The sequence below is a fragment of the Thermorhabdus hydrogeniformans genome, from assembly GCF_049310025.1.
In the GTDB taxonomy this organism is placed as follows: domain Bacteria; phylum Bacillota; class Thermosediminibacteria; order Thermosediminibacterales; family Tepidanaerobacteraceae; genus JBJYKD01.
This window is the reverse complement of sequence record NZ_JBJYKD010000002.1, coordinates 110772-123261: the sequence shown is the minus strand read 5'-3', so window position 1 is coordinate 123261 and position 12490 is coordinate 110772. Positions and strand designations below refer to the sequence as shown.

General features: G+C 44.9%; 11 protein-coding genes. 10 read left to right on the top strand and 1 reads right to left on the bottom strand.

All coding sequences use genetic code 11. The features are described 5' to 3' along the window. Positions 1 to 4 precede the first annotated feature (4 nt). On the top strand, positions 5 to 430 hold the full coding sequence (locus ACKX14_RS01615) for a Fur family transcriptional regulator (RefSeq protein ID WP_422444076.1): 426 nt from the start codon (positions 5 to 7) through the stop codon (positions 428 to 430). Between the two features lie 48 nt (positions 431 to 478). Here ACKX14_RS01615 and ACKX14_RS01610 read toward each other — a convergent pair whose 3' ends face one another. Continuing rightward, positions 479 to 3187 carry a calcium-transporting P-type ATPase, PMR1-type gene (locus ACKX14_RS01610; RefSeq protein WP_422443992.1) on the bottom strand — a complete coding sequence of 903 codons (2709 nt, stop codon included), beginning with the start codon at positions 3185 to 3187 and terminating at the stop codon, positions 479 to 481. 363 nt (positions 3188 to 3550) lie between these two features. Between ACKX14_RS01610 and ACKX14_RS01605 the strand changes: the two genes are divergently transcribed. From ACKX14_RS01605 to ACKX14_RS01565, 9 genes are all read left to right on the top strand, one after another. After that, positions 3551 to 4021 (top strand): QueT transporter family protein, encoded by a 471-nt coding sequence (locus tag ACKX14_RS01605; RefSeq protein WP_422443990.1) that lies wholly within the window; start codon positions 3551 to 3553, stop codon positions 4019 to 4021. A gap of 18 nt (positions 4022 to 4039) precedes the next feature. Then, on the top strand, positions 4040 to 5137 hold the full coding sequence (gene mltG, locus ACKX14_RS01600; protein WP_422444075.1) for an endolytic transglycosylase MltG: 1098 nt from the start codon (positions 4040 to 4042) through the stop codon (positions 5135 to 5137). 19 nt (positions 5138 to 5156) lie between these two features. Then, the gene (locus ACKX14_RS01595; protein ID WP_422443988.1) at positions 5157 to 6383 is read left to right on the top strand and encodes a peptidase U32 family protein; all 1227 of its coding nucleotides are present in this window, start codon (positions 5157 to 5159) and stop codon (positions 6381 to 6383) included. A 39-nt stretch (positions 6384 to 6422) separates the two neighbouring features. Beyond that, entirely contained in the window at positions 6423 to 8018 is a 1596-nt protein-coding gene (locus ACKX14_RS01590) for a peptidoglycan D,D-transpeptidase FtsI family protein (RefSeq protein WP_422443986.1), read from the top strand. A 60-nt stretch (positions 8019 to 8078) separates the two neighbouring features. Continuing rightward, positions 8079 to 8798 carry an RNA polymerase sporulation sigma factor SigK gene (gene sigK, locus ACKX14_RS01585; protein WP_422443984.1) on the top strand — a complete coding sequence of 240 codons (720 nt, stop codon included), beginning with the start codon at positions 8079 to 8081 and terminating at the stop codon, positions 8796 to 8798. A gap of 54 nt (positions 8799 to 8852) precedes the next feature. Further along, complete coding sequence (locus tag ACKX14_RS01580) at positions 8853 to 9374, top strand: YqeG family HAD IIIA-type phosphatase (RefSeq protein WP_422443982.1); 522 nt, start codon at positions 8853 to 8855, stop codon at positions 9372 to 9374. 48 nt (positions 9375 to 9422) lie between these two features. Next, positions 9423 to 9632: a hypothetical protein gene (locus ACKX14_RS01575; RefSeq protein WP_422443980.1), complete on the top strand. Its 210-nt coding sequence runs from the start codon at positions 9423 to 9425 to the stop codon at positions 9630 to 9632. Positions 9633 to 9742: 110 nt separating this feature from the next. Then, positions 9743 to 11428 (top strand): GspE/PulE family protein, encoded by a 1686-nt coding sequence (locus tag ACKX14_RS01570; protein ID WP_422443978.1) that lies wholly within the window; start codon positions 9743 to 9745, stop codon positions 11426 to 11428. Beyond that, the gene (locus ACKX14_RS01565) at positions 11425 to 12471 is read left to right on the top strand and encodes a type IV pilus twitching motility protein PilT (protein WP_422443976.1); all 1047 of its coding nucleotides are present in this window, start codon (positions 11425 to 11427) and stop codon (positions 12469 to 12471) included. The genes ACKX14_RS01570 and ACKX14_RS01565 overlap by 4 nt, the downstream gene beginning before the upstream one ends. Positions 12472 to 12490: the final 19 nt, after the last annotated feature.

Here is a 12490-nt window from a genome sequence, read left to right as displayed (position 1 = left end):
AAAAATGAGGGAAAAAGAGTGCAAGCTTACCCCGCAGAGGAGAGCCACGCTGGACGTGCTTTTGGAGAACCAGTCGAAGCACCTTAGCACCGAAGAAATTTACGGCCTGGTAAAAGAAAAATTCCCCGACGTAGGTCTTGCTACCATCTACAGGACCCTTCAGCTTTTCGACGAGTTTGACATCATAAAAAAACTTAATTTCGGGGATGGTTGTTACAGATACGAATTGAGTGAAGAAGAAAAGCACCAGCATCACCACCTGATATGCATAAAATGCGGCAGGGTTTACGAATTCGACGGAGACCTGCTGGATGAACTGGAACAGAAAGTCGAAAAAAGCAACGAGTTTAAAATAGTGGACCACGTGGTAAAATTTCTGGGCTACTGCCGGGAATGTCAGGAGCCGCAAAACATAAAAAAAGAAAATTAAACCGGATAAGATCAAGGGCCTGTCAAAGACGACAGGCCCTTGATCCTTTCAGTTTTGGTGCCTTCTCAGGAATACTTTGCTTACTTCGGCGGCTATAAACGGTATCAAGCCGAAGGCCACTATTACATCCCAATCGTGGAAGGAAAGAAATATTGTATCGAAAACCGACCTTAAATACGGAACATAAATCACGGTAAGAAGCAGCAAGAATGATATTATGGTGCCGCCCACCATGTATTTGTTTGTAAAGAATCCAATTTCAAATACCGAGAAAGTTTCCGAGCGGGATGTATAAGCTCTTAAAAGCTCGCTGAATATAAGAGTGGTAAAGGCATAGGTCCTGGCTGTTTGAATGCCGTTTTCGAAATTCAGGGCATATACGAAGACTCCGAGAACGGCTACCGTCATGAAAGTACTCTGAATCGCGATCTGCCATTTCATGCGTTTGTCCATAATTGGTTCATCGGGGTCCCGTGGCGGTCTTTTCATAATATCCGGTTCTCTCTTTTCCATCCCCAGCGCCAGCGCCGGGAAAGCGTCGGTCAAAAGATTCAACCACAGCAATTGAATGGGCTTCAGCGGCACGGGCAACCCTGTAAGCATTGCCACGAAAATAATCAATATTTCGGCGATATTGCAGGAAAGCAGGAAAAAGATAAACTTCCGTATGTTGGAATAAATGACCCTTCCCTCTTCCACCGCCGCAACGATGCTGGCAAAATTATCGTCGGTCAATATCATGTCGGCTGTTTCTTTTGCAACGTCGGTCCCCGTAATTCCCATGGCTACGCCTATGTCGGCCTTTTTCAAAGCGGGAGCGTCGTTGACGCCATCTCCGGTCATAGCAGCAATATGTTTGTTTTTCTTTATGGCATCGACGATTTTAAGTTTGTGGACCGGAGATACCCGGGCGTATACGGATACATCACTGGCAGCGGCCGCCAATTCTTCGTCACTCAGTTCATCCAGCTGGGCTCCGGTTAAAACCCTGGTCTCGTCTTCGATCATCCCCAGTTCCTTTGCTATGGCTACGGCTGTGTCTTTGTAGTCGCCGGTGATCATAACAGGCCTGATGCCGGCTTGTTTGCAAATCTTAATGGCTTCTTTTGCTTCCGGCCTGGCAGGGTCTATCATTCCAACGAGGCCCACAAAAGTCATATCTTTTTCGATCTCTTCGGGCCTGGGTTCTCCGGGTATGCTGTCGAGATTTCTGTAAGCCAGGGCCAGAACTCTGAGAGCGCGGGTGGCCATTTCACGGTTGGCGTCCATGATTTTTTTCTTATCCTCAGAAGTCAGGGGGACCACCTTACCGCCTTTATATATAGTCGAGGATAAACCGAGCATAACGTCGGGGGCTCCCTTTACATATGCCACATAACCATGGTCGGCCGGGTGGAAAGTAGTCATTCTCTTCCTGTCGGAATCAAAGGGTATTTCCTGGAGTCTGGGCATGGTTCTGGCGAGATCTTCTGTATAAATGCCGGCTTTGGCGGCGGCTACCACAAGGGCGCCTTCTGTCGGGTCCCCCAGGATGCGCCAGGATTTCTCACTGTCTTTTTCAGTGCCGCTTTCTTCCAGTTTAGAGTCGTTGCACAGGGTGCCGATGGTCAACAGGAGCTTTAAGTGAGGGTCCGCCTTGGGGTCTATTTTGGACTTATCCAGAGTAAACTCGCCGTAAGGCCTGTATCCCTCGCCGCTTACAGAATACATTTTGCCGTCCGTATAAATCCTGGTAACGGTCATCTCGTTTTGAGTAAGGGTCCCGGTCTTATCTGAACATATGACCGTGATGCTGCCGAGGGTTTCGACTGCGTGGAGCTTTTTTATTATCGAATGGCGTTTTACCATTCGTTGCATACCCAGCGCCAGCACAATTGTCACAATGGCCGGAAGCCCTTCGGGTATGGCAGCCACAGCAAGGCTCACCGCGGTCATAAACATTTCAAGGGCCGGCACTCCCCTTATAAGACCGAGAACGAAAACCGCACCGCATATGGCAAGACTGGCGATACCCAAAATTTTACCAAGTTCGGCGAGTTTTTTCTGCAGGGGAGTCTCTTCTTCCTGGTAAGATTCCAGCATCTCTGCAATCATGCCTATTTCGGTATTCATCCCTGTGGAAACAACAATGCCCTTGCCCCTGCCGTAGGTCACCACGGTTCCCATAAAAGCTGAATTGGTCCTGTCGCCGAGGGGCATTTCCTCCTGGTAAACTATGTCGGCATTTTTTTCAACGGGCACAGATTCTCCAGTCAGCGAAGCCTCGTCAATTTTCAAATTTACGCTCTCCACCAGCCGCAAGTCGGCCGGTACGTAATTGCCCGCCTCGAGCAGCACCAGGTCTCCCGGCACCAATTCCCTTGCCGGGACTTCAACTATGTGCCCGTCTCTGATGACTTTGGCCTCGGGAGCGGCCATCTTTTGTAGAGCCTCCAGGGCTTTGCTGGCTCTGGATTCCTGGATTACGCCCAGGACCGCGTTTAATATGACTATAAGTATGATTACGGCCGAATCCGTAATCTCTCCTATCAGCATAGAAACAAGGCTTGCTGCGATAAGTATAAGCACCAGAAAATCTTTAAACTGTTCAAGCAGCATTTCCCATATTGTCAGTCCCTTTTTTCCTATAAGCTCATTATATCCGTGAGCTTTTAATCTCTCTTCCGCCTGGCGTGAAGAGAGGCCCTTTTCCAGATGTGTTTTTAAAGATTCGGCCACGTCTTTCTTTTCAAGAGCGTACCATTTCTTTTTTTCCAAAAAAAGCCCTCCCTTTACCGTCTATTTTTTAGTATGTGGGAAAAACACCTTTTTTAACCTCACCTCCCCTCAACAGAAAATTAAAAAAGACCTCTAACATAATTCTATAGATGAATTATGTTAAAGGTCTTGCCCTCGGAAACTCCGGAGGATAAAGCCAGGTAAATACCGTGTTGGTGGCTTTATCGATTACGGCTACTCCCCTTTAACAGCAAAAATGAATTTTTTAGTTTTGCGTTATAAATTATATAATAAAAAAGGCCAATTGTAAATAATCTTCCGGTGCAGAACATTGACTGCTTGTTTAAGTAGCGATAAACTAAATATGGTATTGATCATAAATCATTGAAAGGAGAATCTTTTATGAACCCTGTGCGCTACGTGGTGAGAGCCTCGGTTATCGCTGCTGTTTACGCCATTCTTACATACGCGCTGAAACCCATAAGCTACGGTCCCGTACAGGTGAGAGTTTCCGAAGCTCTGACTCTTTTGCCGCTTTTGGAGAAATCCGCCATACCGGGCCTCTTTGTAGGGTGTCTTTTGGCCAATATACTCGGAGGCCTCGGGCCCTGGGATATATACGGCGGCAGCCTCATTACGCTGGCCGCGGCTTACCTGACGAGCAAAATGCCTGGGCCAGTCCTCGGAGCGGTGCCGCCTGTTGTTTTAAACGCATTTGGAGTATCTTATTACCTTAGCATGTTATACGATGTCCCCTACTGGGTCACGGTGGCGTATATCGGGTTGGGCGAGATGATAGCGGTGGTGGGGCTTGGCATTCCTCTGTTTTATGTCCTAAAAAGGACAGGCCTTGCCAGGATGTTTGAAAAATAGATGAAGGGGTGACATCCTCTGTACTCTAAAATTAAAATTATATGGCAGAGGTTCCTGGAAAGCCCTGTTTTACTGTATATAAAGATACATAAAAAACGGATAGTGGCATTTACGGTTTTGTTGGTTATATTTTCAGTAATGTTATGGTTTCAGATGATGCTGAGCCCTAAAAACGTAGTTAGTGAAGCTTTTGTGAATTTCAATGTTAAAAGCGGAACCACGACAGAGCAGCTTGCAAAAAAAATGCATCAGGAGGGTTTAATAAAAAATCCCCTGGCATTCAAGATTTATGCCAGGTTAAAAGGGTTTGATAAAAAGATAAAGTCAGGCACTTACTTGTTAAGCCCTTCGATGTCACCGCGGGAAATCTTAAAAAAAATGATTGCGGGAGATGCAATTAGAGATGATGAGAGGGTGACAATACCCGAAGGGAGCACGCTTGAGAAAATAGCCGACATTTTTGAAAAATATCGTCTTGTTGCCAGAGATGAGTTTTTAAAAGCAGCAAAAGCCGATAACTATAAAGCTAAATTCGATTTTATCAGGGAATTTCCTGAAGGCGCCACCCTGGAAGGATTTTTATTTCCAGATACGTATTTTTTCCCTAAAGGTAAACCGGCCGGTTTTTATGTAGAGAAAATGCTGAAAAGATTTGAGGAAGTTTACTATAAACAAAACGGTTTCAACAAAAAACAGAAAAAATCGGGTTTTAACACCTATCAGATTATAACGATAGCTTCTATAGTCGAAGCTGAAGCAAAGCTGGATCAGGAAAAGCCCGTCATCGCGGCGGTCTTTTATAACCGTCTCGAAAAGGGGCTGCCTTTGCAATCCTGCGCCACGGTGGAATACGCACTCAAAGAGCATAAAGAAGTTCTGACCCTGGAAGACCTTCAGGTGGATTCTTTGTACAACACATACAAATACACCGGTCTTCCGCCTGGGCCCATCGGGTCCCCGGGTGCAACCGCCATTGCGGCCGCCGTAAACCCGGCGGATGCGGATTATCTGTATTTTGTGGCAAACGGGGACGGAACTCACACTTTCAGCAGGACCTATACCGAGCATCTAAACGCCAAAAACAGAATTCAGAGACTGAGCGACAGCAAAAACTGAACCACGGAGGGGCAAAAAGATGGTGAAACCGGAGCTGCTGGCGCCGGCGGGCAATCTGGAAAAACTCAAATTTGCGATTATATACGGGGCCGATGCCGTATATATAGGAGGAAAGGAATTCAGTCTGCGTGCCGGTGCTGGAAATTTCAGCCTGGACGAAATCGAAGAAGGGGTGGAGTTTGCTCATGCCCGGGGGAAAAAGGTGTACGTGGCCATAAACATTTTTCCCCATAACGAAGATTTAAAGCGGTTGCCGAAATTTATTCATTCCGTTTGGAAAACGGGTATTGACGCGGTAATTTTGTCGGACCCCGGGATTTTGACGATGGTGAAAGAAATAGCCCCTTCCCTTAAAATACATTTAAGCACTCAGGCCAACCCTACAAACTGGGCGAGTTGCAATTTCTGGGCAAGCCAGGGCGTAGACAGGATAGTGCTGGCAAGGGAATTGAGTTTGGAAGAAATAAAGGAAATTCGAGAGAAAACCCCGCCCTCCCTGGAACTGGAAATATTTGTCCACGGAGCCATGTGCATTTCCTATTCCGGGCGCTGTCTCATCAGCAACTACATGACCTACCGGGACGCCAACCGGGGTGAATGCGCCCACCCGTGCCGATACAGATACTACCTGGTAGAGGAAAAAAGGCCGGGCCAGTATTTTCCGGTATTTGAAGACGAGAGGGGGACATATTTTTTTAATTCCAGGGATCTGTGTATGCTGGATAAGATTCCTGAACTTGCCCGCTTAAAACTTACGAGTTATAAGATAGAGGGTCGCATGAAGAGTATACATTATGTGGCACAGGTTACCAAACTATACAGGAACGCCATCGACGAGTATTACAAAAATCCGGAAACATATACTTTTAAAGATGAATGGATGAGAGAGCTTTTGAAAACCACCCACAGGGAATTCACTCACGGATTTTATTTCGGCAGGCCCACCGGCGTCGACCAGAACTATGAGCAGGGGGCTTACGTAAAGGAATACGATTTTATTGGAATAGTGAGACACTATGACGAAGACGGTAAAGTGGCTACCGTAGAACAGAGAAATCCCGTAAAAACGGGAGAGATTGTGGAATTTTTAAGCCCGGATCAGCCAAGCTTTACACAGAAAATTGAAGAAATGCGGGATGAAGAAGGAAAAGAAATTGAAAAAGCGCCTCATCCAAGGCAGATTTTTAAAATAAAAGTAGAAAGACCTGTAACCACTTACACAATCTTGAGGAAACCCGGGGAATAATGTCGTTGAAAAAGGGCATTATACCTTCGGGGGATTTTTATGCAGAAATACGGCCGTTTGAGAAATTTGCATATGAGCATATGCATAATAAGCGCAATTTTGATATTGCGTTTATTTTACATTCAGGTAGTAGCGGGACAGTATTATTCCAAAATGGCCGCGGCCCAGAAAATCAGTCCATTTGCGGAAAGAATAAGAGGGGAGGTCATGGACAGAAGCGGGGAGCCGTTGACCGGGTCTTATTATGAGACATATGCAGTAATATCTCCTGGCTGGCTGACAGAATCCCAGAAACGGTTCTTATTTGAGAAACACATATTGGGCTCTTTGTATGTCGAAAAACCTCAAAATATAAAAATTTCCCAGGAAAATACAGGCATAATCAAGGAATTGTTGGGTAGAACCCCAGGTGTCTTTATGTATAAAAAAAAGATTAGATATGGTCCGGAAGCCCTTGCAACTCATGTGGTGGGCTATAACGGCAAGGCCGGGGTGGAAAAAACATTCAATGGGATTTTAAGTGGGACAAAAGACCAAAACCGCATTGACATTGTGAATGACGGTTATGGCCAGCCCATTGCCGGGGCCTCAAATGAAGAAATAGATTCGCGGCTCTGGGGGGTAAAACTGACGCTGGATAAAAAAATTCAATCCATTGTTGAAAAAATAATGGATGAAAAGGTGGAAAAAGGCGCGGCGGTTGTTCTTGATGCAAATACAGGTGAGATACTTGCCATGGCCAGCCGGCCCAATTATAAGCAGTACCGGTTGAAGGATTACCTGGACAGGCAGGGCGCGCCTTTGATCAATCGGGCGGTGGAGGGGTTTGCCCCGGGGTCGATTTTCAAGATAATAGTTCTGTCGGCCGCCCTGGAGGAAAACATTACAAGTTTGGAAGAGGAATTTATATGTCCGGGATATATAAAAGTGGGCGGAAATACTTTTAAATGTTCCAGTTACGAAGAAGGTGGCCACGGGAGAATAACGCTCAAAGACGCCATGGCTCATTCCTGCAATTCCGTTTTTATCGAACTGGGTATGAGGCTCGGCAGTGAAAAAATCCTTGAGTACGCGCGGAGATTCGGGCTCGGAGAAAAGGTATCAATAGGTCTGCCCGAAGAAAAACGCGGCTTTATCCCACAGCCGGACGAAGTGTATTACGCGGACCTGGGTAATATTTCCATAGGGCAAGGTTCTATTGAAATAACACCCTTACAGGCGGCTCAAATGGTTCTGGCGATAGTGAATAATGGTGTGATGAAAAAACCTTATTTGATTAAAGAAATCATAGATCTCAACGGAAATATAATAAAAGCACCGGTGGTGGCGGAGGAGAAGAGGATTGTATCCGAAGGAACCTCCGAAAAAGTTCGGGAAGCGCTGGAAGCCGTTACAAAATACGGCACCGGCATATATGCCACTCCCGATAAAAAAGCCTGGCAAAGCGCGGGGAAAACCGGGACGGCTGAAATAAAAAAGAATACTTACCATGCCTGGTTCGTTGGCTATTTTCCTGCAAAGAACCCCAGATATGTGATTTCCATATTTGTTGAAGAAGGAGGTTCCGGCCCCACAAAAGCGGCGCCTGTTTTTAGAGAGATAGCCGAAAAATTAATTGAATTTAATGGAGAGTAAAACATGCACTTTTTATAACCCAAAGTCATATATTATAGGTACCGCACAGGGAGGGGTGACATGATGGATGCCCTGTCAGTAATGTTGACTTTGGGTTTTTTGCTTTTTAAGGAAATACTGGCATGGCTCGGTTTCATAACGAACAGCACCACTTTTCCCCAACCGCTTACACCAAAGGAAGAGGAAAAGTACCTGGAGATGTATAAAAACGGAAGTGAGGAAGCGAGAAATATTCTTATCGAGCGGAACCTCCGGCTTGTAGCTCATATAGTAAAAAAATTTGCCGGCACCGGCGAAGAAATGGATGACCTTATTTCCATAGGTACCATCGGGCTTATAAAAGCAATTTCTACTTTCAACGACAGTAAAGGAAGTCGCCTGGCGACCTATGCCGCACGCTGTATAGAAAACGAAATTTTAATGAACATCAGGGCCACAAAAAAGGTCAAATCCGAGGTTTCGCTCCAGGATCCAATCGGCGTGGACAAAGAAGGAAACGAAATTTCCCTGATGGACGTCCTGGGCACCGACTCCGATGCCATAACCGATGAAATAGCCGACAAATTTCAGCAGCAAAAACTGTACGAAAAGATCCGGACGGTTTTAAAGGGCCGTGAACAAAAGGTGATTGAACTTCGCTACGGACTTTTAAACGGATCAAGTAAAACTCAGAGGGAAATAGCCAAGATTCTGGGGATATCCCGGTCTTACGTGTCAAGAATAGAAAAAAGGGCCATAAAAAAACTGTTCAAGGAACTCTATCCCGACAGTTGCAAATAGATATATTTTCGTATAAGATATATTTAAAAATTCTTGGGCGAAACGAGGTTGAAGATGATTAAATTTTTCTGGCCTGATCTTTATATAAAAGATATATACCAGCTGGACCTGAAGTTCATCAAAAGAAAAAAAATAAAGGGGCTTCTGATCGATCTTGACAATACCTTGTTGCCATGGAATTCCAACCATGTGGACGACAAACTTAGGAATTGGATTCAAGCCTGCAAAGATGAAAGTATTGCTCTTTGCATCATATCCAACAATAAGGCCAGTCGAATAAATTTTTGCTCCGAAAGACTTGATATCCCGGCGGTGACAGGGGCCGTTAAGCCGGGCAAAGCAGCCTTTCTCAGAGGTTTAAAAATTCTGGGAGTAAAGCCCGACCAGGCCGCAGTAGTAGGTGATCAGATTTTTACGGATATTTTTGGTGCCAAAAGATTGGGCATGTTTGCCATACTGGTAAAACCCATAAGCGATAGAGAATTTTTCTGGACACGATTAATGCGGAAGTTCGAGCGCATTGTTTTGAGGAGTATGGAAAAAAATACGCATAATATGAACAATAAAACAACCTGAACGTTCACATGTCTTCATTGGTATCCCTATTTGGAGGGGGGATGTTCAGTGGAATTGTTGACGATCAGTAAGACACTTCCCCGCCACTTGGAATTTAGCCTGCAGGATCCTTTAATGATGATTATGGAACTTAAAAAAATTGTAAAAGAGCTGAAAGAAAAAAATCCAACCCTTAAAAATTACCGGCTTATGGATGTGGGTTTTACCGCCGGGCAGAATCACAAAATTCCACAAATGAGACTGTATTTTATTAAATAAAGCCAGAACAGGCTTCTTTTTTTGTACAATATGTCAATAAAAGCAGGAATTTAATGTGTCTTGTTGAATTTATAATTTATAGCAAAAGGACAGGCAGAGAGGGTATAAAAATGGCGAGAAACGTGAAAAAGAGATTGGGGGATATATTACTGGAGAGAGGATTGCTGACAAGGGAACAATTGGAAAAAGCTCTGAAAATACAGCAAACAAGCGGCAAGAGGTTAGGGGAAGTCCTTATAGATGAAGGATTTATTACCGAGAAGGAAATAATAAAAGTCCTGGAGTTGCAGTTGGGTATACCCTATATAGGCTTGAATAAAGTTATCATCGACCCTGAAACGGTAAAATTGTTGCCCGAACATATAGCCAGAAAATATAAAGCCATTCCGGTGAAAAAAGAAGACAACAAACTGGTAGTGGCCCTGAGCGATCCTTTAAATATACTTGCAATCGATGATCTTAAAATGATAACAGGGATGGACATAAAAGCGGCTATTGCCACCCGGGAGGAAATTGAAAGGGCCATTGACCGGTATTATTCATCTAAAGACTCAATTCAAAAAGTCCTTCAGGAGATGAAAGACGAGATAGAAGACGAGATTGCTGCAGCAACTTTCGAGCGGAATGATGAGGAAGAAAGAGCTCCCGTTATACGCTTGGTAAATACTGTTATACAGAGGGCCATAAAGGAAGGCGCCAGCGATATACATATTGAACCGCAGGAAAAAGACATCCGCGTAAGGTACCGCATAGATGGGGAGCTCCATGAAGTGATAAACTGGCCCAAAAATTTACTCCATTCGGTTGTTACAAGAATAAAAATAATGGCGGGAATGGATATTACCCAGAAACGAGTCCCTCAAGACGGTCATATTGAAATTTCGGCTGATGATGCGGGGATTGATTTGAGAGTATCAACTCTTCCCACAATCCACGGTGAAAAAGTGGTCTTGAGGGTGTTTAATCGAAAAAACACTCTTTTGTCTTTGGATCAATTGGGCTTTGACGAACAGGAGTTAAAAATTCTCCAGGCGATGCTCAAGTACCCTTACGGTATGATACTGGTTACGGGGCCTACAGGCAGCGGGAAAACTACCACCCTTTACTCGATGTTGAATGCCATTAACAGCCCTTCGAAAAACATCGTTACTCTCGAAGATCCGGTGGAGTATATACTCCCGGGAGTTAACCAGGTTCAGATAAATCCTAAGGCCGGCATAACTTTTGCCGGAGGTTTGCGGTCCATTTTGAGGCAGGACCCTAATGTAATAATGGTGGGGGAAATCAGGGATTCTGAAACAGCTGATATAGCCATCAGAGCTGCCTTAACCGGACATTTATTTTTTTCAACTTTACATACCAGCGATGCTTCGGGGGCTATTACGAGGCTTATAGATATGGGTATTGAGCCCTATCTTGTGGCGTCGTGTCTGGTAGGAGTCATAGCTCAAAGACTGGTTCGCACGATATGCCCTTACTGCAGGGAAACGTATAAAGCAAGCGACAGAGAAAAAATAGCCCTTGGCATGGAAGAAACTGTTCTTTATCGCGGCAGGGGGTGTAATTTCTGTAATCATACTGGATTCAGGGGCAGGACTGCCATTGGCGAAGTACTGCTGATTTCACCCGCTCACAGGGAACTGATTGCAAAAAGAGCATCGATTCAGCAGCTCACCAAGATGTCTTCAGAATTAGGGTATAGAAGCTTAAAAGAGAGCGGGATAAACCTGGTCAAAAAGGGGATAACGACCCTGGATGAAATAATGAAAGTAATTTTTGCGGATGATGAAACATGATAGAAAAAACAAGATTAGTTGATATATTATCACAGGCTTTAATTGAAAAGGCATCGGATATCCATATTTCGGTAAACCTGCCACCTGTTTACAGAGTTAATGGGAAACTGGTATTTTGTAAAGGAGAAAGTTTTACACCCACCGATCTCCAGCAGATGACTGATTTGCTCTTAAATAAAGAGCAAAAGGAAATATTCGTTGAAAAAGGGGAAATTGATTTCGCATACTCCATTTCGGGTCTTGGCAGATTCAGGATCAATTTATACCGCCAGCGGGGCACTCCGGCCATTGCCATCAGGGTAATACCCGATAGAATACCTTCTTTGGAAGAACTCGGGCTCCCGGAAGTTGTGCGGGATTTTACAAAAATCGAAAAAGGCCTAATACTGGTCACCGGGCCCACGGGAAGCGGGAAATCCACCACCCTGGCGGCGATGATTGATATAATAAACAATGAAAGAAGCTGTCATGTCATAACCATAGAGGATCCCATAGAATACCTCCACAAACACAGAAAAAGTATTATACACCAGAGAGAGGTGGGGGAAGATACACGCTCTTTTGTACAGGCACTCAGAGCAGCTCTCCGGGAAGATCCCGATGTGATTCTCATCGGAGAAATGAGAGACCTGGAGACGACCGCTACTGCCATTACTGCCGCCGAAACGGGTCATCTCGTATTGTCTACACTGCATACGGCCAGCGCCGTAAGTGCAGTAGAGCGAATCATGGATATTTTCCCGGCTAACCAGCAGTCACAGATAAGGGTACAACTGGCAGATGTGCTGCAGGGAGTAATAGCTCAGAAATTGGTTCCCCTTAAAAATAATACAGGAAGGGCGGCGGCGGTAGAGATAATGGTGGCTACTCCTGCCGTAAAAAATCTTATAAGGGAAGGAAAGACTCATCAGCTTTATTCTGTCATGCAGACGGGTATGAAATATGCCATGCAGACTATGGAACAGGCTCTATACAATTTGTTCAACAAAAATTTAATATCCAGAGAAACTCTTGAAAATGCCTTGAAAGAGCATTCTGTATAAGGGCTGATGAAAGGTGGCG

What these genes read in the sequence shown, in the direction of transcription:
- sigK (WP_422443984.1), top strand. Translation starts at nt 8,079, where the DNA reads ATGATGGATGCCCTGTCAGTAATGTTGACTTTGGGTTTTTTGCTTTTT.
- ACKX14_RS01590 (WP_422443986.1), top strand. Translation starts at nt 6,423, where the DNA reads ATGCAGAAATACGGCCGTTTGAGAAATTTGCATATGAGCATATGCATA.
- ACKX14_RS01595 (WP_422443988.1), top strand. Translation starts at nt 5,157, where the DNA reads ATGGTGAAACCGGAGCTGCTGGCGCCGGCGGGCAATCTGGAAAAACTC.
- ACKX14_RS01615 (WP_422444076.1), top strand. Translation starts at nt 5, where the DNA reads ATGAGGGAAAAAGAGTGCAAGCTTACCCCGCAGAGGAGAGCCACGCTG.
- ACKX14_RS01570 (WP_422443978.1), top strand. Translation starts at nt 9,743, where the DNA reads ATGGCGAGAAACGTGAAAAAGAGATTGGGGGATATATTACTGGAGAGA.
- ACKX14_RS01580 (WP_422443982.1), top strand. Translation starts at nt 8,853, where the DNA reads ATGATTAAATTTTTCTGGCCTGATCTTTATATAAAAGATATATACCAG.
- ACKX14_RS01605 (WP_422443990.1), top strand. Translation starts at nt 3,551, where the DNA reads ATGAACCCTGTGCGCTACGTGGTGAGAGCCTCGGTTATCGCTGCTGTT.
- ACKX14_RS01565 (WP_422443976.1), top strand. Translation starts at nt 11,425, where the DNA reads ATGATAGAAAAAACAAGATTAGTTGATATATTATCACAGGCTTTAATT.